This is a genomic window from Nocardia sp. GTS18 (genome assembly GCF_013839555.1).
GTDB lineage: Bacteria > Actinomycetota > Actinomycetes > Mycobacteriales > Mycobacteriaceae > Nocardia > Nocardia rosealba.
In genome coordinates this window covers 165,670-188,685 of the sequence record NZ_JACBIU010000001.1, presented here as the reverse complement: position 1 = coordinate 188,685, position 23,016 = coordinate 165,670, and the positions used below count along the sequence as shown (strand labels likewise).

At 68.8% G+C, this 23,016-nt stretch carries 23 protein-coding genes; 13 read left to right on the top strand and 10 right to left on the bottom strand.

Going from position 1 to position 23,016, the window contains the following annotated elements:
* The first annotated feature begins 33 nt into the window (after positions 1 to 33).
* On the top strand, positions 34 to 1,467 hold the full coding sequence (locus HYG95_RS00895) for a class I adenylate-forming enzyme family protein (RefSeq protein ID WP_181696095.1): 1,434 nt from the start codon (positions 34 to 36) through the stop codon (positions 1,465 to 1,467).
* The gene (locus tag HYG95_RS00890) at positions 1,460 to 2,605 is read left to right on the top strand and encodes a thiolase family protein (protein WP_181696094.1); all 1,146 of its coding nucleotides are present in this window, start codon (positions 1,460 to 1,462) and stop codon (positions 2,603 to 2,605) included. The genes HYG95_RS00895 and HYG95_RS00890 overlap by 8 nt, the downstream gene beginning before the upstream one ends.
* A gap of 33 nt (positions 2,606 to 2,638) precedes the next feature.
* Here HYG95_RS00890 and HYG95_RS00885 read toward each other — a convergent pair whose 3' ends face one another.
* Entirely contained in the window at positions 2,639 to 3,292 is a 654-nt protein-coding gene (locus tag HYG95_RS00885) for a TetR/AcrR family transcriptional regulator (RefSeq protein WP_181696093.1), read from the bottom strand.
* 175 nt (positions 3,293 to 3,467) lie between these two features.
* Here HYG95_RS00885 and HYG95_RS00880 point away from each other — a divergent pair, with 175 nt between their 5' ends.
* From HYG95_RS00880 to HYG95_RS00840, 9 genes are read left to right on the top strand one after another with little or no spacing between them, the layout of a single operon-like run.
* Positions 3,468 to 4,466, top strand: coding sequence for an acyl-CoA dehydrogenase family protein (locus tag HYG95_RS00880; protein WP_181696458.1), 999 nt, complete (start codon positions 3,468 to 3,470; stop codon positions 4,464 to 4,466).
* Positions 4,450 to 5,628 (top strand): acyl-CoA dehydrogenase family protein, encoded by a 1,179-nt coding sequence (locus HYG95_RS00875; protein ID WP_181696092.1) that lies wholly within the window; start codon positions 4,450 to 4,452, stop codon positions 5,626 to 5,628. Before HYG95_RS00880 ends, HYG95_RS00875 begins: the two co-directional genes overlap by 17 nt.
* Before the next feature lie 10 nt (positions 5,629 to 5,638).
* Positions 5,639 to 6,421, top strand: a complete 783-nt coding sequence (locus tag HYG95_RS00870) for an enoyl-CoA hydratase (RefSeq protein WP_181696091.1) — start codon at positions 5,639 to 5,641, stop codon at positions 6,419 to 6,421.
* On the top strand, positions 6,421 to 6,921 hold the full coding sequence (locus HYG95_RS00865) for a hypothetical protein (protein ID WP_181696090.1): 501 nt from the start codon (positions 6,421 to 6,423) through the stop codon (positions 6,919 to 6,921). The genes HYG95_RS00870 and HYG95_RS00865 overlap by 1 nt, the downstream gene beginning before the upstream one ends.
* 38 nt (positions 6,922 to 6,959) lie before the next feature.
* Positions 6,960 to 8,306 carry an ABC transporter substrate-binding protein gene (locus HYG95_RS00860; RefSeq protein ID WP_181696457.1) on the top strand — a complete coding sequence of 449 codons (1,347 nt, stop codon included), beginning with the start codon at positions 6,960 to 6,962 and terminating at the stop codon, positions 8,304 to 8,306.
* Positions 8,307 to 10,427, top strand: a complete 2,121-nt coding sequence (locus HYG95_RS00855) for an ABC transporter permease (protein WP_181696089.1) — start codon at positions 8,307 to 8,309, stop codon at positions 10,425 to 10,427.
* Positions 10,405 to 11,118, top strand: coding sequence for an ABC transporter ATP-binding protein (locus HYG95_RS00850; protein ID WP_181696088.1), 714 nt, complete (start codon positions 10,405 to 10,407; stop codon positions 11,116 to 11,118). The genes HYG95_RS00855 and HYG95_RS00850 overlap by 23 nt, the downstream gene beginning before the upstream one ends.
* Positions 11,115 to 11,822, top strand: coding sequence for an ABC transporter ATP-binding protein (locus HYG95_RS00845; protein WP_181696087.1), 708 nt, complete (start codon positions 11,115 to 11,117; stop codon positions 11,820 to 11,822). The genes HYG95_RS00850 and HYG95_RS00845 overlap by 4 nt, the downstream gene beginning before the upstream one ends.
* Positions 11,819 to 12,190 (top strand): hypothetical protein, encoded by a 372-nt coding sequence (locus HYG95_RS00840; RefSeq protein ID WP_181696086.1) that lies wholly within the window; start codon positions 11,819 to 11,821, stop codon positions 12,188 to 12,190. Before HYG95_RS00845 ends, HYG95_RS00840 begins: the two co-directional genes overlap by 4 nt.
* Positions 12,191 to 12,256: 66 nt before the next feature.
* On the opposite strand, the gene HYG95_RS00835 is transcribed toward HYG95_RS00840, so the two are convergent.
* From HYG95_RS00835 to HYG95_RS24600, 9 genes are read right to left on the bottom strand one after another with little or no spacing between them, the layout of a single operon-like run.
* Positions 12,257 to 13,072 (bottom strand): NAD(P)-dependent oxidoreductase, encoded by an 816-nt coding sequence (locus HYG95_RS00835; RefSeq protein ID WP_370465630.1) that lies wholly within the window; start codon positions 13,070 to 13,072, stop codon positions 12,257 to 12,259.
* Positions 13,069 to 13,881: an NAD(P)-dependent oxidoreductase gene (locus HYG95_RS00830; RefSeq protein ID WP_181696085.1), complete on the bottom strand. Its 813-nt coding sequence runs from the start codon at positions 13,879 to 13,881 to the stop codon at positions 13,069 to 13,071. The genes HYG95_RS00835 and HYG95_RS00830 overlap by 4 nt, the downstream gene beginning before the upstream one ends.
* 28 nt (positions 13,882 to 13,909) lie before the next feature.
* Positions 13,910 to 14,413, bottom strand: a complete 504-nt coding sequence (locus HYG95_RS00825; protein WP_181696084.1) for a DoxX family protein — start codon at positions 14,411 to 14,413, stop codon at positions 13,910 to 13,912.
* Positions 14,414 to 14,424: 11 nt separating this feature from the next.
* Positions 14,425 to 16,083, bottom strand: a complete 1,659-nt coding sequence (locus HYG95_RS00820) for an OB-fold domain-containing protein (RefSeq protein WP_181696083.1) — start codon at positions 16,081 to 16,083, stop codon at positions 14,425 to 14,427.
* A gap of 8 nt (positions 16,084 to 16,091) precedes the next feature.
* Positions 16,092 to 17,453 carry a cytochrome P450 gene (locus tag HYG95_RS00815; protein ID WP_181696082.1) on the bottom strand — a complete coding sequence of 454 codons (1,362 nt, stop codon included), beginning with the start codon at positions 17,451 to 17,453 and terminating at the stop codon, positions 16,092 to 16,094.
* Positions 17,454 to 17,464: 11 nt separating this feature from the next.
* Entirely contained in the window at positions 17,465 to 17,656 is a 192-nt protein-coding gene (locus HYG95_RS00810; RefSeq protein ID WP_181696081.1) for a ferredoxin, read from the bottom strand.
* Positions 17,657 to 17,670: 14 nt separating this feature from the next.
* Entirely contained in the window at positions 17,671 to 18,531 is an 861-nt protein-coding gene (locus HYG95_RS00805; protein ID WP_181696080.1) for a mycofactocin-coupled SDR family oxidoreductase, read from the bottom strand.
* Between the two features lie 28 nt (positions 18,532 to 18,559).
* Positions 18,560 to 19,264, bottom strand: a complete 705-nt coding sequence (locus tag HYG95_RS00800) for an SDR family NAD(P)-dependent oxidoreductase (protein WP_181696079.1) — start codon at positions 19,262 to 19,264, stop codon at positions 18,560 to 18,562.
* A complete protein-coding gene (locus tag HYG95_RS24600; protein ID WP_181696078.1) occupies positions 19,261 to 20,067 on the bottom strand; it encodes a TauD/TfdA family dioxygenase in 807 nt (268 codons plus the stop codon). Before HYG95_RS24600 ends, HYG95_RS00800 begins: the two co-directional genes overlap by 4 nt.
* Before the next feature lie 196 nt (positions 20,068 to 20,263).
* Here HYG95_RS24600 and HYG95_RS00790 point away from each other — a divergent pair, with 196 nt between their 5' ends.
* Both HYG95_RS00790 and HYG95_RS00785 read left to right on the top strand, forming a co-directional pair.
* The gene (locus tag HYG95_RS00790; protein ID WP_181696077.1) at positions 20,264 to 21,778 is read left to right on the top strand and encodes an aldehyde dehydrogenase family protein; all 1,515 of its coding nucleotides are present in this window, start codon (positions 20,264 to 20,266) and stop codon (positions 21,776 to 21,778) included.
* Positions 21,778 to 22,983 carry a CaiB/BaiF CoA-transferase family protein gene (locus tag HYG95_RS00785; protein WP_181696076.1) on the top strand — a complete coding sequence of 402 codons (1,206 nt, stop codon included), beginning with the start codon at positions 21,778 to 21,780 and terminating at the stop codon, positions 22,981 to 22,983. Before HYG95_RS00790 ends, HYG95_RS00785 begins: the two co-directional genes overlap by 1 nt.
* The last annotated feature ends 33 nt before the right edge of the window (positions 22,984 to 23,016 follow it).

Here is a 23,016-nt window from a genome sequence, read left to right as displayed (position 1 = left end):
TCAAGACTCTCTTATTGAGAGAATAATGTTCTCATGAACATTGGCATGATTCTAGACATGGCGGCTTCGGCCGGAAATCGATCGGTGATCACGGTCGGCGACCGCTCGCTGACGGCTGCGGGCCTGCTCGACTACGCCCGGCGCGCGGCACCACGCTTCGGGGAGTACTCCGCGGTGCTGTATCTGGGCACCAGTCACCTCGCCTATCCGGTCGCGTTGTTCGGCTCCGTCCTGGCCGGTGTGCCGTTCGTGCCGCTGAACTACCGGCTCGGTGCCGAGCAGACGGCAGCGCTGCTTCGCAGGCACCCCGGCGCGTTGGTTTTAGAACCCGGCGATCTCGACGCCCTCGTCACTCCGGCGCCGACTGCCGCCGCGCCGGAGCTGCCCACACCGTGGGACGGCGACGCGGTCGCGGTGATCATCTACACCAGCGGCACGACCTCCGAACCCAAGGCCGCGCTGCTGCGGCACCGGCACCTGATGGCCTACCTGCTCAACACCGTCGAATTCGGTTCCGCCGCAGCGACCGACGCGGCCCTGGTCTCGGTGCCCCCGTACCACATCGCGGGCCTGACGAACCTGCTCTCCAACCTCTACGCCGGGCGCCGGGTGGTCTACCTGCCCGCCTTCGACGCCGCCGACTGGTTGGCCACCGTGCGCCGCGAACAGATCACCCAGGCCATGCTCGTGCCGACCATGCTTGCCCGCATCGTGGCGCACGTCGACGGTCCCGATGCCGCCACCCCGTCGCTGGCGACCCTGTCCTACGGCGGTTCCCGGACACCGCGCCCGGTGATCGAGCGCGCGTTGCGGGTCTTCCCGTCGACCGGCTTCGTCAATGCCTACGGGCTCACCGAGACCGCGTCCTCGGTGGCGGTTCTCGGCCCGGACGACCACCGCGCGGCGGCAAGCTCCCAGGACCCGGTGGTGCGGGCCCGGCTCGGGTCCGTCGGCCGCGCGCTGCCCGGCATCGAATTCGAGATCCGCACCGCGACAGGCGAACCCGTGCCGACCGGTGACACCGGACTGGTGTACGTCCGTGGTGACCAGATCTCGGGGGAGTACGGCGGGCACACCGCGCTCGATGCCGAGGGCTGGTTCCCCACCCGCGATCTGGGGCGCCTCGACGACGAGGGCTATCTGTACATCGAGGGCCGCGCCGACGACACCATCATCCGGGGTGGGGAGAACATCGCACCCGCCGAGATCGAGGACGTGCTGCTCGCCTGCCCCGGGATCACCGAGGCGGCGGTGATCGGTGTTCCGGACCCCGAGTGGGGGCAGCGACTCGTCGCCGTGGTCGTCGGGACCGGCGACGAAGACGACCTCAAGGAGTGGGTGCGCTCGCGTCTGCGCTCGTCGAAGACGCCCGACGCCGTCGTCTTCCGCGCCGAACTGCCCAAGACCGAGACCGGAAAACTACTGCGACGCAACCTCGTCGCCGAAATGGAGAACACCGATGCCTGAAGCAGTCATAGTCTCCGCCGTGCGGACCCCCATCGGCACTGCGCGCAAGGGGACGCTGCGCGACACGGACGCGTTCGTCCTGGCCGATCACGTGGTCTCCGCCGTGGCGCAGGACTGGGAGCCCGGCCACATCGACGACGTCGTGCTGGGGGAGGGGCGTTACGGCGGCGGTGTGCTCGCCAGGCACGCGGCCGTCACCGCCGGGCTGACCACGGTGCCCGGGCTGGCCACCAACCGGCACTGCGCCGCCGGGATGGCCGCGGTGCAGACCGCGGCCGCGAACATTCGTGCGGGGATGGACCGGCTCGTCATCGCGGGCGGGGTGAACTCCGACTCCACCGCGCCCCGGCAGCGGTTCCGCGTCGGCGAGGACGAGTGGCTCGAGCCCTGGACCTCGCCCTCCCACCCCGACCGTCCCGACGCGCCCAACCAGGACATGTCGATCACGGTCGGGTGGAACACGGCGGTGGAGACCGGGCTCACCCGCGCCGAGATGGACGCCTGGGCGCTGCGCTCGCACCGGCGGGCGATCGAGGCGATCGACACCGGCCGCTTCGTCGACGAGATCGTGCCGCTCGAGACCCCACACGGCCTGTTCGAAGTCGACGAGCATCCCCGCCGCGACACCAGTGCCGAGAAACTGGCCGGGCTGAAGGTGCTGCACCCCGAGATCGAGGGCTTCAGCATCACGGCAGGCAATGCGGCGGGCGCCAACGACGGTGCCGCGGCCATGATGATCGCGAGCGACCGGTTCGGCTGGCCGGTGCTCGGTGTCATCCGGTCGTGGGCTTCGGTCGGCATCGATCCGGCGTTGATGGGACTCGCGCCGATCGAGGCGATCACCAAAGCTGTTGCCCGGGCGGGTATCTCACTCGGCGATGTCGGGCTGTTCGAGATCAACGAGGCGTTCGCCTCGGTACCGCTGGCGGCGATCAAGACGCTCGGCCTCGATCCCGAACTCGTCAACGTGAACGGGAGCGGCTGCTCGCTCGGGCATCCGGTCGCGGCGACCGGTGCCCGGCTGATCGTCACGTTGGTGCACGAATTGCGCAGGCGCGGTGGCGGTTTCGGTGTCGCCGCCCTGTGTGCCGGCGGTGGCATGGGGTCGGCGACCGTCATCGAGGTGCCCGCGCCGTGACCTGTCCCGGGTGACCGAGCGGTCACCCGGGGTTCACGCCACCGCGAACCCGTACGCGCAGAAGTTCCAGATCTCGCCCGCGGTGATCGGGTGCGTGCCGTCCTCGTCGGAGCCGCCCGCGGACTGTGCGGTGAACATCACCGTCTGCATCACCACGGCGGCCATCCGGCGCGGTTCGAGGTCGGCGCGCATCTCACCGGCCTTCTCGGCCTCTTCCATCAGCTCGGTGAACAGGCTCAGCAGCGGTGCGTGGGCCACCTTGACCTGGGCGGGGTGCGAGACCAGCAGTTGCGGTGCGAAGTCGGTGAACAGCGGTCGCTGCGCGGTCGGGTCGGGCCTGCACAATTCGAACAGCAGCTCCACGGCGACCTGCAGCCGCTCGAGCGGCGTCTTCTTGCCCTCGGCGGCCGCGGCCAGCTGATCGGCCGTCCGGTTCAGCGCGTCCTCGAACAGGGCGAGCAGCAGCTCGTGCTTGCCGTCGAACTGCAGGTAGAAGCTGCGCAGCGACTGCCGCGAGCGGTCGACTACCTCCTGCACGGTGAAGTCGGTACTGCCCTTCTCGGTGATGATCGCCTGCGCCGCGTCGAGGAACTTCTGCACCCGCTGCTCGGCGCGCAGTTTCGCGCTGCGCAGTGAGCGCTCGACGGCACGCTGCTTCCACGCGGGCTCTTCGCCGACGCTGGTCACGGGCACCTCAGTTCTCGGTCATCTGTGCAGAACATGAGTGCACTGTACCGGAGAACGTCATATTCATCGGCGCCAGGCGCGCCGGAACGACCTGATGCGAGACTATTACTTTCCTCTGACGAGAATGATATTCTCCTGTTTGTTCATCGCGGTAATCAACGAGGAGGCCGTCGGGATGCTTGTGGAGCTCGACTCCGATCAACGGCTGTGGCAGGAGACCGTGCACGCCGTTCTCGTCAAGGAATGTCCGCCGGCACTGATCCGTGCGATCGCCGACCAGGACGCCGATCCCGCCCCGCTCTGGCAGACCTTCGTCGAGCAGGGCTGGACCGAGCTGACCGATGCCGCCGACGCGGTGGAACTGGCCATCGTGCTCGAAGCGCTCGGCCGGGCAACCGATCCCACGCCCTATCTGGCGACCATGACCCACTTCGCTCCCCTGGCACCGCGATTCGCGCGGCCGGGCGGAACCGGGTCGGCGGTGTTCGACGGTGTCATCGCGCGCCGCGACGGCAGCGACTGGTTGCTGAACGGCACCGCCGAACACGTGCTCGACGGTGATCGGGCCGAGCAGCTCGCTGTCGTCACGGGCGCGGGAGTGTTCGTGGTCCCCGCCGCCGACGTGACGGCCCGGCGCACCTCGGTCTTCGACCCGGTACTGCACATCGCCGAGGTGAGCTTCGCCGACGTGCGGGTGCGCGACGACTTCCGCGTGGACACCGACCCCGAACGGGCCCGCCACCTCGCCCTGACGGGGCTGGCGCTGACCATGGTCGGTGCCTGCCAGCGCATCCTGGACATGGTGCTCGAGCACGTGCGCACCCGGCAGCAGTTCGGGGTGGCGCTGGGCACCTTCCAGGCGGTCAAACACAAGGCCGCCGACATGCAGATAGCCATCGAACGGGCGAGGGCGCTGGCCTATTTCGCGGCGCTGACCATCGCCGCCGACGATCCGCGCCGCCGGATCGCGGCCTCGATGGCCAAGGCCGCCGCCGGTGAATGCCAGTCCTCGGTGTTCCGCCACGGCGTCCAGTTGTTCGGCGCCATGGGCTTCACCTGGGAGAACGACCTGCAATTCGCGCTCAAGCGGGCCAAGGCGGGCGAGCTGCTGCTCGGCGGAGCGCACATCCACCGGGCCCTGATCGCCGAGGAATACCATGCAACTGACTTTTGACAGCGACGTCGAATCCTTCCGTGCCGAATTCGTGGCCTTCCTGGCCGAACACGGCCCCGACCCCGCGCTCGCCGCGCGCGACCGCGCCCGGTCGAGCGCGGACATTCCCGCGTGGTCGCGCGAATGGCAGCGCCGCCAATTCGACAGCGGCTGGCTGCTTCCCGGCAATCCACCGGAGTTCGGCGGCCGCGACGCGACGCTGCTGCAGCAGTACGTGCACCTGGAGGAGCTGTCCAGGCGGCACATGTATCACAGCTTCAATCCGCAGGGGCTGGGCATCATCGCCGCCTCCCTGCTGTCCTTCGGCACCGAACAGCAGAAGCACCGGTGGGCGGTGCCGATCCTGCGGGCCGAGATCACCGCCGCGCTCGGCATGAGCGAACCGGGGGCCGGCTCCGATCTGGCGGGCCTGCGCACCCGCGCCGTACTCGACGGCGACCACTTCGTCGTCAACGGGCAGAAGGTCTGGACCTCCGGAGCCCACGATGCCGACGTCCTGCTCACCTTCGTCCGAACCGACCCCGAAGCACCCAAACACAAAGGGATCAGTGTGCTGTTGATCCCGACCGACACCCCGGGCGTGACCAGGCGCCCGTTCGCCTCGATCTGCGACCGGCACGACCTGGACTTCAACGAGGTGTTCTTCGAGGACGTCGTCGTGCCCGCCGAGAACCTGGTCGGACCTCTGCACGGCGGCTGGGCGGTGGCCAACGGTTCGCTCGGACACGAGCGAACACTGTTGTGGCTCAGCTTCGCCGACCGGCTGCGGGAACTGATCGAGGACTACCGGCCGAGCACCGTGCTCGAGCGCGACCGCTACGCCACGGCGATCATGGACAACCAGGCCCTGCGCCTGCTCGGTTCCGCCGCGCTGGCCAGAGCGGCCAGGGGCGAGAGCGATGTCGCCGCGCTGTCGGTACTCAAGGTCCTCGGTTCGGAGGCCGTGCAAAGCGCGGCCGAACAGGCACTGCTCGCCTCGGGCGCCGACGGCCTCGTGCACCCGGCGATCACCCGGGCGTTCGATCCGCTGAATCTGGACAACTTCTCGTGCAGCTGGTTCGAGCGATACGTGCGCAGCTTCGCAGGCACCATCGCGGGCGGCACCTCGGAGATCCAGCGCAACATCATCGCCGAGCGTGTGCTCGGCCTCCCCCGGAGTTGAGGAGCTCGCCGTGTACATCCGCTACGAGGTCGCCGACAAGATCGCGACCATCACCCTCGACCGGCCCCAGGCCGCCAACGCGCAGAACGCGGACCTGCTCGACGAACTCGACGCCGCCTGGACCAGAGCCGCCACCGACGACGAGGTCGCGGTGATCGTGCTTCGCGGTGAAGGAAAACACTTCTCGGCCGGTCACGACCTGAAGGATCGCTGGCCCGCGCCCAAGGACATCACGCTGGAATGGATCTACCAGACCGAGAGCCGCCGGTATCTCGAGTACTCCCTGCGCTGGCGCAATGTGCCCAAACCCTCGATCGCGGCCGTGCAGGGCCGCTGCATCGCCGGGGGACTGCTGCTGTGCTGGCCGTGTGACCTCATCGTCGCCGCCGAGGACGCGCTCTTCTCCGATCCGGTGGTGTTCATGGGCATCGGCGGCGTCGAATACCACGGGCACACCTGGGAACTCGGCGCGCGCAAGGCCAAGGAGATCCTGTTCACCGGCCGCGCGGTGACCGCACGCGAAGCCGAGCAGGTCGGCATGGTGAACAAGGTGGTCGCGCGCGAGGAGCTCGACGCGCAGACCCGCGCACTGGCCACCGCCATCGCCGCCATGCCGCCCTTCGGCCTGCGACAGGCCAAACGAGCGGTCAATCAGACTCTCGACGTCCAGGGCTTCTACGCCGCGATCCAGTCCGTCTTCGACGTGCACTCGACCGGCCACGGAAACGCGCTGAGCGTCAACGGCTTCCCCATCCTGATGGCACTGGACGAGATGAAACAGAGGATCGAGTGATGCGAAACATGCTGCGCCGCAAGGCGATAACCTGTTGCGGAGTGGTCGCGCTCGCCGCCGTGGCGGTCGCCGGCTGCGGTGACGACGATGAGTCGACCGCGGCCGGAAGCACGTCGAGCGTCGTGACCTCCGCGGCTGCGGCGACGGCCGATGCCGCGACCGTCCGGGCGGTTTCCGACGCCTACCTGCTGTTCTTCGACGGCAAGGTCTCCGCCGAGGAGAAGATCGCCGTGGTCGAGAAGGGCATCGAGTTCGAACCGGTGCTGCGCGCGCAGGGCGAGAACCCCCAGGCGAAAACCACCTCGGTCACCGTGAGCGCGGTGAAGACCACCGGCGCCGACGCCGCCGACGTCACCTATTCGCTGCTGATGAACGGCACCCCGGTGCTGCCCGATCAGACGGGGCAGGCAGTGCGCGAGGGCGGGAAATGGAAGGTGGCCGCGGCCACCTACTGCGCCCTGATGGCGATCCAGGGCGGAACCTCGCCCGCGTGCCGATAAGGACGACAGCAGTGAGATCGCAGCGAATTCTCGTCGCCATGATGGCGACCATGTTGCTCGTAGCCGGTTGCGGTGGCCGGACCGGCAGCGGCACCGAAGAGGGCGCGGCGCCGAGCGCTCCGGTGACCGCCGATTTCGGTGACCTGACCGGGGTGTGTGGGCCCGGCACCCCGACGAGCTCGCCCACCCAGGGGGTGACCGCGAAGGAGATCGAGGTCGGTGTCTTCACCGACATGGGCTTCACCAAGAACCCGGAACTCGTCGACGCCGCGAAGGTGTTCACCTCCTGGTGCAACGACAACGGTGGAATCAACGGCCGCACACTGAAATACACTGTGCGCGACGCGAAGCTGCTCGAGGTGCGCCAGCGGATGCTGGAAGCCTGCCGCGAGGACTTCGCCCTGGTCGCCGGCTCCGCCGCACTCGACGGTCTGGGGGTGAAGGACCGGCTCTCGTGCACACTGCCGGAGTTCCCGGCGCAGGTGAGCCAGGTGGAGAACACCGGTTCGGACCTGCAGGTGGGGGCCGGGGCGTCGTCGGCGCGCCCGTACGATTCCTACACCGGCATGCGGCAGTGGTTGTTCAAGGAAGCCTATCCGGCCTCGGCGGGTGCCGTCGGCATCATCGTCGCCGACTCACCGGTGGTGAAGTCCATGGCCGACCGGTACCAGGAATCGCTGCCCGCCGAGGGTGCGACGGTGATCTACAACGACCTGTATCCGGCTGCGGGCGTGTCGGATTGGACGCCGTACGCGCAGTCGATCAAGGCCAAGGGGGTGAAGGGGCTGATCTTCCTCGGTGACTTCCGCAGCCTCGCCAAGCTCGAGGACGTGCTCACCAGCATGGACTACAAGCTCGACTGGGTCGACGCCACGAGCAACGCCTACAACCCGGCGTTCCTCGAACTCGCGGCCACCGCGTTGACCGCACAGAACAACTTCACCGATCTGTCGGGCACGGCGCCGCTGGAATCGGCGGGCAGTGTCGCGGCGGTGCAGCGAGCCAAGGATCTGTTCGCCCGTTACGCCCCGGACGGCAAGCTGACCTTCCTCGGCCTGCGGGCGCTGACCCAGTGGTTGCTGTTCGCCAAGTCCGCCTCCGCCTGCGGCGACAACCTGACGCGCACCTGCCTGCTCGAGACCGCGCGTAAGGAAACAGCCTGGACGGCAGGCGGTTTGCAGGCGCCCGCGGACATGTCGACCCAGACCGTGGCACCCAGGTGTTTCAACATCATGAAAGCGACCCCACAGGGCTGGGTCGCGGCCGACTTCGCACCGGATACCGGTCCGTACCGCTGTGACATGGAAGCCTATGTGTACACCAAGGATTACGGCCGCCCGCTGACGCTGGCGGACGTCGGCAAGAGCATGAGCGACGTCGAGTAGATGGAGCAGTTCATCGCGTTCGGCGTCGTGGGGCTCAGCACCGCCGCGATCTACGCCGTCATCGGCAGCGGCCTGGTGCTGACCTTCACCACGACCGGTGTGTTCAACTTCGCCCACGGCGCGGCGGGCATGATGTCGGCGTTCGTCTACTGGCAGCTCACGGTGGGCTGGGGCCTGCCCGTCGCGCTCGCCGTGGTGGTGGTGCTCGGGGTGTTCGCGCCGCTGTTCGGGCTGGCGTTCGCCCAGGCGCTCGCGCCCGCCCAGGGTCTCGGCGACGCCGAGAAATTGGTGATGACGGTGGCGTTGCTCAGCGGGCTGATGCTGGTGGCGCGCTGGATCTGGAACCCGGATGTGGCACGCACACTGCCCCGGTTCTTCGCCGAGCAGCGGCCGCTGCACGTGGGCGCGGTGACCGTCACCTGGCATCAGGCACTGACAATGGTGGTGGCCGTAGCGGTCGCGGTGGGCTTGCGAATCCTGTTGTATCGCACCAGGACCGGGGCCGAGATGCGGGCAACCGTCGACGACCGGGCCCTGGTCGGTCTCACCGGCGCAGACCCGCGCCGCGCGAACCGGGTGGCCTGGATCCTCGGCATCGAACTCGCCGCGGTGGGCGGCATTCTCATCGCGCCGATGGTCGCGCTCGACGCCGCGCAACTGTCGCTGCTGATCGTGAGTGCCTACAGCGCGGCCATCTTCGGCAGGCTGCGCAGTCTCCCGATGACGTTTCTCGGCGCGATCGTGGTCGGCTGCCTGGAGAGCTACCTGACCGGATACCTGCCGCAGAACGCCTACCTGCCGGGGCTGCGGCTGGCCGCGCCCGCGCTGTTGCTGCTCGTCGCGCTCCTGCTGTTCCCCCACGGACGGTTGCGCGGGCGCGATCGGCGACTGAGCCCGGTGCACCTGCCGACCGTGCGTGGCTCGGCCCTGTTCGCCGGGGTGGTCGTGCTCGTCGGTGTCCTGCTCGCGACCCTGCTCAGCGAGTCGGACCTGATCACCTACGGCTCGATCTTCGCTTTCGGTGTGATCGGATTGTCGTTCGTCCCACTCGCCGGGTACGCGGGCCAGATCTCGCTGTGCCAGTTGAGTATCGCCGGTATCGGTGCCGTCGCCTACGCGCACCTGGGCGCCGAGGGGCAATGGTGGGCGTTGCCCGCCGCGATGGTGATCGCCGGAACGGTCGGCGCGTTGATCGCGTTGCCCGCGCTGCGGTTGTCCGGTGTATATCTGGCACTCGGTACGGCGGCGTTCGCGGTGGTACTCGATCGGTGGATCTTCACCCTGCCGTCGTTCTCCGTGCTCGGCGTCGAGATCGCGCTGTTCGACCAGGGGTCGGTGAATCTCGTGGGTCCGGCCCTGTTCGGCACCCAGCTCACCAGCACCGCCCAGATCACCGTCTTCGCGGCGATCGCGCTGGCGGTGTGCGGGTTCGCGGTCGCGATGCTGCGCCGTGCACCGTTCGGACGTCGGCTGATCGCCCTGCGCGACAGCGAGGCGGCCTACGCCACGCTCGGCGGCAACCTGCTGGCCGGCAAGATGCTCGTGTTCTCGCTGTCGGCCGCGATCGCCGGACTCGGCGGTGCGCTCTACGGCATGCAGTTGCGGTCGGTGTCCGCCGAGCAATTCGGCTTCGTCGCCGGTCTGCCGATCTTCCTGATCGTCGTGATCGCGGGCCTCGGTGCCGTCGGCAGCGGATTGTTCACCGGTGCGGCGTATGCCGGTCCACTGCACGCGATTCCGGTGCTGTTTCCCGCGCTCACCAACCTCGTTCATGTCCTGCCCGCCCTGGGCGGCATCGCGTTCAGCGGTGGTTTCCTGGGCCAGGGCGCGCTGGCGCACCTGCGCGCCGAGTGGGCGGCGGTGCTGCGGGATCGGCTCGTGCGTGGGGTGCTGGTCGGTGGTCTCGCGTTGCTGTGGCTCTCGCGCCTGGCCGACGTGATCAACGGCTATGTGTTCACCGCCGGTGCGCTGACGGCCGCCGTCGTGCTCCCGCGCTGGGCGGGCAGGCGGGCGCGTGCACCCCGGGCCGCGCAGATGCCCGTCGAATGGCTCGGCCTGCAACGACCCTGGAGTACGGCAGACAAGGAGATGCTCGATCGTGGGATCGCTACTCGAAGTTGAGGCGGTGACGGTGACCTTCGGCGGTCACCGTGCCCTCGACCAGGCGGGCCTGAACGCCGAGGCGGGCCAGGTGACCGGCCTGATCGGCCCGAACGGGGCGGGCAAGAGCACGCTGTTCGACGTGATCTGCGGATTGCGCCGACCGGTATCGGGCCGGGTCACCATGAACGGGCGGGAGGTGACCCGGCTCGGTCCCGCCCGGCGTGCACGCCACGGGCTGGCCCGGACCTTCCAGCGACTGGAACTGTTCGGCCGCTTGAGTGTTCGCGACAATCTGCTGGTCGCGGCGGAACTCGGCAGGCGCCACGGCGACGCGCACGCCGTCGTGGACGACATCATCGGTCGCCTCGGCCTGGATCAGGTCGCCGACACCACCGCCGACGAATTACCCACCGGCACCGGCCGATTGGTCGAAGTGGGCCGGGCGATGGCCACCCGGCCCAGCGTGCTGCTGCTGGACGAACCCGCGGCGGGCCTGGATCCCACCGAGACCGAGAAATTCGCCGAACTGGTCCGCACGCTCGCGGCCGACGGCGTGGCGGTGCTGCTCGTCGAACACGACATGGGCCTGGTCATGTCGGTGTGCGATCAGCTGTTCGTACTCGATCTCGGCACGATCATCAGCTCCGGTCCACCCGAGGTGGTCCGCCGCGACGAGGCCGTGCTGGCCGCCTATCTGGGAGAAGGATGAGTTCCACACTCGAATTGCACGGTGTCCGTGCGGGTTACGACGCGATCACCGTGCTGCACGGCGTCGATCTGCGCGTCGCCGCCGGGGAAGTGGCCGCCCTGCTCGGGCCCAACGGGGCGGGCAAGACGACAACCCTGCGGGTGGCGGCCGGGGTGCGCCCGGTGACCGCCGGGCGGCTCGTGCTCGGCGGCCGCGACGTCACCGGAGTAGACGCGCGAGAGCTCGCCCGGGTGGGTGTCTGCCTGATCCCCGAGGGCCGAGGCGTGTTCCCGAACCTGTCGGTGAGCGACAACCTGCTGATGATGACCTTCACCGGCAAAACCCATGCCGAGATCCAGGAGGTCGCGTTCAGCCGGTTCCCGACCCTGGCCCGGCGCGCCGACCAGATCGCGGGCACGATGTCGGGCGGCGAGCAGCAGATGCTCGCGCTCGCACGCGGATTGGCCACCGACCCGGCGGTGCTGTTGCTCGACGAACTGTCGATGGGATTGGCCCCGCTGGTGGTCGAGCGGCTCTATGAGCAGGTCGCCGAGATCGCGCGGCAGGGGGTGGCGGTGCTGGTCGTCGAGCAGTTCGCCGCCGCCGTCCTCGAGATCGCCGACCACGCGGCCGTGCTGGTGCGTGGCCGCATCGAGTACCAGGGGCCCGCCGACCGCGAGCTCCGCCGCGAACTGCCGACCCTCTACCTAGGAAGTCACCGATGACCGAAACACGTGCCGACCGCTTCGCCGCCGACCTCGCCGCACTGAAGATCCCCGATCCGGCAGCCGGCCGGGGAAGCCTGTGGTTGCGCCTCGGCGCCACCCTGATGGTGGCCGGGCCCGGTGTCGCGGTGCTGTCCTATTTCCTGGCGCACAACACCTCCGATCCGCTCGCCCAGCGCGACGCTCTGGCCCTCGCCCTGACCGGGGTGGCGCTCAGTGTTGTCGGGGCCGCGCTGTTCGTGCGCTATTCGCTGACCGGCGTGCTGCGGTTCTGGATGGCCCGCCAGTCCTACGACCTGGACCAGTTGGCGCAGCGCCTGGCCGAGTCTCGCGTGCCGCTCGACGACGCCGCGCCGGTGGCCCGATGAGTCGGTGCCGGACCGCCCCCGCGGCGGTCCGGCACCGGTCCTGTCACCGGAGGGTCGGCGCAGCGGTCATGGCTGTGGCTCGGGGAGCCAGGCGTCGAGCGCCCGGTCGAGCGGGCCGAGGTCGGTCCCGAGCTCGGCGGCCAGCGCACGCGCCGAGGCGACGTCCTTGACCAGGAATTCCCCCGCGACGGCGAGGAATTCGGCCACCGATCCCTTCGCCGCCGCGCGCGCTGTCGCCGGGCCACCCGCGCTGGCGTGCCGCAGCGCGGACAGCACTGTCGCCTCCTCGACACCGAGCCGTTCGGACAGCCGCACCGCCTCGGCGACCAGGCCGAGCTGGGCGGCGAAGAGCACGTTGTTCACCAGTTTCACCCGCTGTCCGGAACCGAGCGGGCCCACGTGCAGCAGCGGATCGCCGTAGCCACGCAGCACCGGCCGGGCCCGCTCGACAGCCGCATCGTCCCCGCCGAGGAATACGGTGAGGGTGCCTGCCTCGATGTCACGGGGCCCACCACTCACCGGCGCGTCGACCACCAGAACACCCTGCGGCGCAGCGTGTTCGGCGACGGCTTCGACGGTGCGCGGACTGCCGGTGGTGTGCACCACGAGCACCGAGCCGCGCGGCATACTCGCCAGCAGCGGTGTGTCGAAGCAGATCTCGTGCACCTGGTCGTCGGTGAACACACAGACCACCACGGCGGCCGCGCCGGTACCGACCGCCGCCGGGAACGACACCGCCTCGGCACCGAAGTCGGCGACCCGCCGCCGGGCCGGTGCGGACCGGCCGAGCACCCGCACCTCGTGTCCCGCCGCGACCAGCCGGCGCACCATCGGCGCGCCCATCCGTCCCGCGCCGATCACACCGATCCGGCTCGGGGTCACCTGGCGTGGCCGATCGCGCCGAGGGTGGCGTCGGCCGCCGTGAGGGCGATGCCGGTATCGGCGTCGGCACCTGCCGCGAGATCCGCCAGCAGCGTGACGTCCTTGCGCAACGTGTGTCCCGCGTGATCGCCGATCCGGGCGAGCGTGCCTGCCGCGATGCGGCCGATCGCGAAACTGTTCCCCGAGCCGCGCGCGATCACCGCGCCCAGCTCGTCCCGGTCGACACCCAGTTGCTCACCGAGCGTCAGCGTGCTCGCCGCGGTCGCCAGGTTGGCGCAGAACAAGAGGTTGTTGAGTAGTTTGGCGACCTGCCCCGCCCCGACATCGCCCAGATGGACGACCGGATCGGCGAATGTGTCGAAGACCGGGCGGCAGCGATCCAGTGCCTCGACGGGCCCACCGACCATCACGAGCAGTCGACGTTCGGCGACGGCGGGCGCGCCACCGCTCACCGCGGCGTCGATGAGGGTGACCTCCTGCGCCGCAACTACTTTCGCCAATTCCCGGCAGGTGTCGGGGTGCACGGTGCTGTGCACGGCGACGATCGAGCCCGGCGCCAGCCCAGCGAGGACACCGTCCGGGCCGGTGAGTACCTCCCGCAGGTCGGCATCGTTGCCGACGCACAGACACACGAGGTCGCTGGCCCGTCCGAGAGCGGCCGGGGTCGGCGCGAACACGGCGCCGGTGCCCGCGAACGGCTCGAGGGTCGCCGACCGGCGAGCCCAGACAGTGGTCGCGAATCCGGCTTCCACGATCCGCCGCGCCATCGGCGCGCCCTGACTGCCCAATCCGATGAATCCGACGCGCATCAGCGCACCTCCCGTTCGAATATGTTTCTCACGCAGTGGTTTCGGGCGTGGGACGCCAGAACAGCGCGAGCAGGAGCGCTGTCGATCCGACAGCGATGCCGAGGGCGAGGCCGCCGCCTGCCCACCCGGTGACCTCGAGACCGGCGGCATGGTCGATCGAGAACCGGCCGGGCCCGGTGACGGCCAGCGCCAGGGCGACGACCGCCAGCACGAGTACGTACTCGTACCCCTCCCGGAAAACGAAGAATCCGTTGCGCCGGTGCGCGAGCAGACCGGCGACGAGCATGACGGCGATCACCGCCGCACACGCCAGCGGTGTGCCGACGCCGAGCAACAGGGCGATCCCCGCCCCGATCTCGGTGAGCACGCTCGCCCACGCCTGCAGCACACCGTTGCGCAGCCCCAGGCCCGCGAACCAGCGGGCGGTTCCCGCGATCCGGCCGCCGCCGAGCCAGTGGTTGAGTCCGTGCGCGATCATGGTGACGCCGACGACCAGCCGCAGCAGGGTCGGTGCCACATCGGTGACATCCATGGGTCGACCTCTCAGACTTCGCTGGTCAGCAGCAACACGCCGCTGGGTGTCAGGCCGCCGCTGCTGGTCACCGCTACCCGCGCACCGGGCACCTGCCGTGCTCCGGCGTCCCCGCGCAGCTGACTGACCGCCTCGTGCAGCAAGCCCATGCCGTGCGTCCGCCCGTGCGACAGCTGCCCGCCGTGGGTGTTGAGCGGCAGGACGCCGTCGCGAGCGATGTTCTTGCCGCCCGCGAGAAAGTCCCCGGCCTCGCCGATGCCGCAGAAACCGAGGGCCTCGATCCAGGACAGGCAGTTGAAGGTGAACCCGTCGTACAGTTCGGCGACGTCGACATCGCCGGGCCGCAACGACGTTCGCGACCACAGATGCGCGGCCTGGCCGAGCACCTGTGGCTCATGGGTGAGCGTGCTCTGATCCCATTCGATCCGCTCGAGGATCTGGGTGCCCACCGCGTCGACGCGCACCGGGCGCGAGGCCAGATCGCGCGCGGTCTCGTGTGCCGAGACGAGCACCGCCACCGATCCGTCGCAGGGCACATCGCAGTCGTAGAGGCCGAATGGGGTGGTGACCGGTCGGGCCTCGAGGTACTGCTCCATCGTGAGCGGATCCCGGTACACCGCAGTGGGATTCAGTGCGGCATTGGCTCGCTGGTTCAGGGCGATCCAGCCGAGCGTTTCCTTCGTCGTGCCGTATCGGTGGAAGTGCCGTTGCGCGTTCTGCGCCAGGGTGTGCGCGGCCGAGGTGGCACCGAACGGCGTCATCCAGCTGGTGGTGCGCCCACCGCCGACGCTGATCTTGCCCGCGCGCAAGAGCTCGTTGTAGGTGGCTTCCCACACCGTGCGGAAACACAGCACATGCCGGGCCAGACCGCCGGCGACCGCGAGCATGGCCGCGATCACCGACCCACCGGGACCGAAGGTTTCGAAGCCGCCGTTGTACCAGGTGGGCCGCAGCCCGAGGGCCGCCTCCAACGCGGTGACACCGCCCTCGCCGAAGCCGCCGACGTTGCCCGCGCCCGGATAGGTCGAGAGGCCGTCGATGTCGGCCATGGTGAGCCCCGCGTCGGCGACCGCGCGCTCGCACGCCTGGATGGTCAGCGCGAGCGGCGAAACCATCAGGCGCCGACCGATATCCGACATGCCGATGCCGGTGATGGCGACCTTGTCCTCGAACTTGTCGGGGCCGAGCATGGGGCGCACGTGCTCGCCGAACCGATGCGGTTCGATCTCGTCGTCGGGCAGTGCCACCGGCCCCGGCTGGTCGGCCACCGGCCGGAACAATGGCAGCCAGACATCGGCGTCGGGCTCGAAGACGACCTCCATCCGCATGCCGAGCACCAGGTCGGCCGGGTCGCAGCCGACCACATTGGTGGTGAGCCGAACCCGCGGATCTTCCTCGATCGCCACTTGGGCCACCACATACGGCGCACGCAGCCCGGGCATCTGGAATCGATGGTTGACGGTGAACCCGATGAGCGTGGCGAAGCCGGACACCACACGCGTGCCGAGCGTGCGCCCGTGGCAGTACCGGCACACCACCTGCGGCGGATGGATCAATTCGGCGCAGGCGCCGCACTCCTGGATCCGCAGCTCACCGTCGGCGCCCGAGGTCCAGAAGAACGCGTTGTCCTCGGTGAGCAGTGGCAACGGGCGCCCAGACGCTTCGGCCATCTCCGAACTCACTGTGCCCCAGGAGCTTTCGGTGCGGTGACCGGTGCCGCGAGACCTTGTTCGTCGCACAGTGTCTGTAATGCCGCCAGGGTCTCGTCGAGCCCGGCGCCGAGCCGGGGGCCGGGGGTGAACGTCGCGGGGAGGTGCCGCATGCCCTGGATGACACCGATGGTGTCGTAGTGCACGGTGCGCTCCGGATCGCACCGGTAGTCCGGCATGCGGTCCAGCACGGCGACGAGCATCCGCTTGAACACGGTACGAGCCACATTCGACCCGATGCACCGGTGCACGCCGAGCCCGAAGCTGTAGTGCCGGTTACGCCGGCGATCCAGGACCACCTCGTTCGGATTGTCGAAGACGGCCGGGTCGCGGTTCGCCATCGCCCACGACAGCCATACCCGGTCGCCCTCTTTGAATTCGGTCCCGACGACCTCGCAGTCCTGCGCGATCGTGCGTCCGTCGCCCGGCGCGGGCGTGTAATAGCGCAGGAATTCCTCGGTGGCCGAATCGAGGAGGCTGTCGCGTTCGTGGCTCAACATCTCGCGTTGCTCCGGATTCTCCGACAGCCATTCCAGCGCATGTGCGGTGAGTGCGGTCGTGGTATCGAATCCGCCGCCGATGAGCAGACCGAGCATGCCGAGCATTTCCAGATCGGGCAGCGGCTCGCCGTTCATGGTCGCGTTGTTGATCGCGTCGATCAGACCCGGCCGGGGATTTTCCCTGATCTCGAACAGATTCTGTAACAGGTCGATTCCCATCGTCCGGTGCATTTCGGCGACCCGGGGATAATCCGGGGAATCCGGCGGTGTGTACACCGAGGCGTGCGCGGGCTCGTTGTAGATCGTCCATTTCGCCAGCGGCACACCGAGCATGCCGAGGGTGAGCACCGCGGGCACGATATTGGCGAGATCGTCGACGAAATCGATATGACCGGATTCGATCTTCTCGTCGAGCGTGGCACGCACCACCTCGTCGATGAACGGCACCCACCGCGCGACCGCGGCGGGGGACAGGTACGGGTTGAGTGCCGCACGCACCTCCCGATGCTCGGGCTCGTCCATCTCCAGGATGCCACCTCGAACGCCGCTCGCCCGTGGGGCTTTCGGGATCGAGATGCCCTGGTAGCCGCGTCGGACCCCGGCCGGGTCGTGGTCGTTGGAGATGTGCGGGCAGCGGGCGAGTTCGAAGACCTCGCGGTTGCCCGCCGCCACCCAGTGCCCGTCGTAGGTGTCGCTCCAGGCGATCGGGCACTGCTCCTGCATGGTCGCGGTGATGTCGACGAATCGGTCCCGGTACCCGGGCGCGAATCGGTCGAAGGAGAATGCCGGCTGTTTACGTGTTCGGTCTGTCGCCACGTCGTCGACGGTCATGACGTGTCCTCTCAGAATATTTCGATGGCGCGTTCTGGGCAGGAGTGGGCCGCTTCGCGCACCTGGTCCTCCTGGTCGGGCGGCACGTCCTCGTCGACCGGCGACGAATGGCCATCGATCTCGCTCAGCTGAAACGCGCGGGGAGCGGTCATCGCGCACAGGGTGTGGCCCTGACAGCGCGCTGAATCGACTCGAACCTTCACGGCGGGAATTCCTTTCAGACGTGGTAGTCGTACCACTTCAGATATCCGCCCGCGTCCACCCGCAATTGCGTACCGGTGATGAAGCGGGATTCGTCGGAGGCGAGGAAGAGCACCGCGTCGCTGATGTCCTCGGGCTCGATGAACGGCACCGGCATGGCCTGCTGGGTGTAGAAGGCGGGCTCGGCGTCGGCCCGGGTCGGGTGCTCGAGGTCGGGACGGAACGAGCGGTACATCGGCTCGCTCTGCAACATGGGGGTGTTGCAGTTGGTCGGATGAATCACGTTGGCGCGGATCTTCTTCGGCGCGATGTGGGTCGCGATCTCGTGCACGATCATCGACAGTGCGCGTTTGGCCACCATGTAGGCCACCCCACCGGGGTCCTTGCCCGGCTGGTCCACCTTGCTCACATCCATCAGCGCGGCCAGCGAGCCGGTGGCGATGATGGAAGCGCCCTCCTCGAGGTGCGGCAGCGCGGCGTGGATGGCGTTGAGCACGCCGACGAGATTGGTATCGATCACGTCGGTCCAGGCCTGCCACTGCGGCTGACCCTTCATACCGGCGATGCCTGCCTGGGCCACCACGATGTCGAGCCGGCCCAGCTCCGCGACGCCCTGGGCCACGGCGTCGCGGACCTGGGGGGCGTCGCGCACGTCGGCCTGCACGGTGACGATCCGGCGCCCCGACTTCTCGACGAGGCGAGCCGTCTCCTCCAGGTCCTCGGGCCGCGCCAAGGGATAACCGATGGAGTCGATATCGCGGCAGATATCGACGGCGATGATGTCGGCGCCCTCGCCGGCCAGGCGGACCGCGTGACTGCGGCCCTGGCCTCGTGCAGCTCCGGTGATAAAGGCGACTTTGCCCTCGACACGTCCCACGGGGATTTCCTTTCGATGGAGATGGCGGCTAGGTGTTGCGGCCGCCGTTGACGCCGAGGATCTGCCCGGTGATGTACCCGGCGCTCTCGGAGATCAGGAATGCGCAGGCGGCGGCGATGTCCTCGGGCTGCCCGACGCGCCGCACCGGAGTGCGCTTGATGTGGTCATCGATCGTGCCGCCCAGCTGCCCGGCGGCCTCGGCTTTGCGCAGCATCGGGGTGTCGATGAATCCGGGCGGCACGGCATTGACCGTGATGCCCACCGGACCGAGCTCGAGCGCCAGCGATTTCGTGAGCCCGTTGACGGCGGACTTCGCCGCGACGTAATGCGCCATGAAGGGCTGACCGGAGTGTGTGCTCGAGGAGGAGATGTTGACGATGCGCCCCCAGTGCTGGGCGAGCATGTCGGGCAGCACGGCCTGCACGCAGTGGTAGACGCCGTGCAGATTCACCGCGATCACCTGTTGCCAGCGCGCGAAATCGATGTCGACGAACCGGCCCGCGCCGTCCAGGCCCGCGGCGTTGACCAGGATGGTCACCGGACCGAGCTGGGCGCGGATCGCGGTGAGCGCTCCGCCCACCTGATCAGGGTCGGTGACGTCGGCGACGTGGTCGAACTCGGTGTCACCGGGGCGCAGATCGATGGTCGCCACGTGGTAGCCGTCGGCCCGGAGTCGTTGGGCGACAGCGAGTCCGATGCCCGAGCCGCCGCCGGTGACCACTGCCGTTTTCACCCCCACGCCTCCTCGCCCGCGATGGTCGTCCGGTGCAGTTCGCGCTCCGACGAGGCCGGATAGGGCAGGGCCCGGTGCAGGATGCCGGTGTTGTCCCAGATCACCAGGTCGCCGACGGCCCAGTCGTGGGTGTAGGCGAAGCGGTCCTGGGTCGACCAGGCGAGCAGTTCGTCCAGCAGTGCGCGGCTCTCGTCGGGTGCCATCCCGACGATGTGATCGGCGGTTGCACCGACGACCAGCGATTTGCGGCCGTCCGCGCGCGACCAGACCAGGGCGGTCTCGTGGGTGGGCTGGGTGCGCCATTCGGCGACCTGCGCCGGGGTGGGGTCGGGATGGACCAGCCGCTGGGACGCTTCGAAGCTGTGCACCACGCGCAATCCCTCGTAGCGTTTGCGCTCGGTCTCGGGAAGGTTCTCGTAGGCGGCATAGGTGCTGGCGAACTGGGTGCCACCGCCTTCCATGGCGACGTGGCGGGCCGTGAGCACCGTTGCCTTGGCCGGCACATCGTTGGTGGTGTCGTCGATGTGCCAGAAGAACGTGCCCTCCAGGTATTTCGCCGCCCGGTTCTTCGCCGGGTCGAGGGTGATCGTGAAGATCTCCCGCCCACCCGGGGCGAGCACGGTGCCGAGCTTGCGGCACAGCGCCAGTTGCGCCTCGTCGTCGAGGTGCAGACCGCGCACCACCAGGACCCCGCGCCATTTCAGCGCTTCGAGGCAACGGCTGATCACCGTGTCGTCGTGCAGATCGGTGATGCCGGTGACTTCCACCCCGATCGCAGGACGGAGCGCTGTTGTGTGAATCACAAGAATCTCCCTTCCGATATTGAGAACCGTACTCTCGCGACAACTGCCTGCGCAAGAGCTGAACTCGACTCTCTCGCCGGAGATCTGGGCCGTCTTCCTGGTATCGGGTCCGGCATTCGGCTGCTTCGCGTGACAGAAGTGGATATATTGATCTCAGGAATGAGAATCATATTTTCATGCTGCTCTAGGAGGCGGGATGTCATCCCAGGACACGGACAAAGACGGCGGCCGGGCGACGGCCACAACCGTCACCAGGCGGATGTTGATCGACGGACAGCTGGTCGGGACGCCACAGTCGTTCCCCTCGCTCGATCCCTCGACCGGGGCGGTGTACGGCTATGCGCCGCAGGCCGGTCCCGAGCACACCGAGGCGGCCATCGCCGCCGCGCGCCGGGCCTTCGACACCACCACCTGGTCCACCGATGTGGGATTCCGGGCCACCTGCCTCGACCAGTTGCACCGCGCGTTGCGCGAGCACGTCGAGGAGCTGCGGGAAGTGACCATCGCCGAGGTGGGCGCCACCCGCCGCCTCACCCACGGCAACCAGCTCGATCTCCCCATCGAGATCGCGCGCTACTACGCCGATCTGCTCCCGGACTACCGGTTCACCGAGGACCTCGGTGAACTCGAGATCCGGGGCGAACGGCACCGGCGCTGGATCGACAAGGAAGCCGCGGGCGTGGTGTCGGCGATCGTGGCCTACAACTATCCGCACCAGCTCGCGCTGGCCAAACTCGTCCCGGCACTGGCCGCCGGCTGCACGGTGGTGCTCAAGGCCGCGCCCGACACTCCGCTGGCCACGCTCGCGCTCGGCGAGCTCATCGCCGAGCACACCGATATCCCCCCCGGGGTGGTGAATGTGCTGTCGTCCGACGACGTCTCGGTGGGCAAGGCGCTCACCACCCATCCCGACGTCGACCTCATCAGCTTCACCGGGTCGACGGCGGTCGGCAAGCAGATCATGGCCGCCGCGGGCGAGTCGCTCAAGCGGGTCTTCCTCGAGTTGGGCGGCAAGTCGGCGATGGTGCTGCTCGACGACGCCGACTTCGCGACGACCGCCGTGTTCGCCGCCTTCACCATCTGCACGCACGCGGGTCAGGGCTGTGCGCTCACCTCCCGGCTGCTGGTGCCGCGGGCCCGCCACGACGAGATCGTCGATCTGGTCGCGACCAATCTGGGCTGGGTCACCGTCGGCGATCCGAGCGACCCGAAAACCTATATGGGACCGCTGATCAGCGCCCGGCAGCGCGACAAGGTGCACGGTCTGGTCGAACGCGCGGTCGAGGCAGGCGCCACCCTGGTCACCGGCGGCAAGAAGATCGACCCCGGCTTCTACTACGCGCCGACCCTGCTCGCCGGTGTCGACCCCGACAGCGAGATCGCCCAGGAAGAGGTGTTCGGGCCGGTGCTCGCCGTGATCCCCTACACCGACGACGACGATGCCGTACGCATCGCCAACAATTCCGTCTACGGCCTGTCCGGCTCGGTGTTCAGCGCCGACCAGGACCGTGCACTCGCCGTCGCCCGCCGGATCCGGGCGGGCACGTTCAGCATCAACGGCGGCAACTACTTCGCCCCGGACGCGCCCTTCGGCGGGTTCAAGCAGTCCGGTATCGGCCGGGAGAGCGGCGTCGCGGGGCTGGAGGAGTTCCTGGAGACCAAGACGTACGCGGCCGTCGTCGGGCTCGCCGCCGAGAGCGGGGCGAAGTGATGGGGCCGCTCGCGGGAATCCGCGTGCTCGAGGTCGCCATGTACGGGTTCGTGCCGTCGGCGGGCGCGGTGCTCGCGGACTGGGGTGCCGACGTGGTCAAGGTCGAGCACGCGGTCACCGGCGATCCGCAACGCGGCCTGCGTCAGGTCGGCCGGATGCGGGTGGAGGGCGAACCGAATCCCAATGTGGAGCACGCGAACCGGGGCAAGCGGAGTATCGGTGTCGACATGTCGGTTCCCGCGGGGCGCGAGGTGATCCACGAGCTGGCGCGCGGCGCCGACGTCTTCCTGACCAGCTTCCTGCCGCAGGCGCGCACCAAGTTCGGCATCGACGTGGACGACATCCGCGCGGTGAATCCGGCGATCGTCTACGCGCGCGGCAGTGCCCTCGGGCCACGCGGCGCCGAGGCGGACAAGGGCGGTTTCGACATGACCGCCTTCTGGTGCCGCGCCTCGGTGGCCGCCACCATCACCCCACCGGGGACCGACGGCATGATCTCCCCGCCGGGGCCCGCTTTCGGCGACACCATCTCGGGCACGAATCTGGCGGGCGGCATCGCGGCGGCCCTGCTCAAACGCGAACGCACGGGCGATACCTCGGTGGTCGACGTGTCCCTGCTCGGCAGCGGTCTGTGGGCGATGGGGCACACCATCGCGTTGTCGGCGCATCTCGGTGAGCCGATGGTGGCGCCGGTGCCGGGCGGGCACGGCGCGCCGACCAATCCGCTGTCGGGTCTCTACGCCACCGCCGACGGCAGGCACCTGTCGCTGGTGATGTTGCAGCCGGCGAAGTTCTGGGCCGACGTGTGTCACCACATCGATCGTCCCGAGCTGGCGCGTGATCCGCGCTTCGGCACGGGGGAGCAGCTGGTGGCCAATACCGAAGCGGCCGTGCGGATTCTGCGCGAGGTGTTCGCGACGCGCACCCTCGCCGAGTGGACGACTCGGCTGGCCACCCTGTCCGGTCCGTGGGCGCCGGTGCAGGACAGTCTGCAGGTCGGCGCGGACCCGCAGATCCTGGCCAACGAATACCTGGTGCGCGCGGGTGAACTCGACCTGGTGGCCAACCCGGTGCAATTCGATGTGGCCGCCCCCGAACCCACCGCGGGCCCGGAGTTCGCGGCGCACACCGACGAGGTCCTGCTCGAAGCCGGACTGGACTGGGACCGCATCATCGCCCTGAAGACAGCGGGCGCGATCACCTAGGCGGTGACGGTTCCGGCAACCACCGTTGCCGGA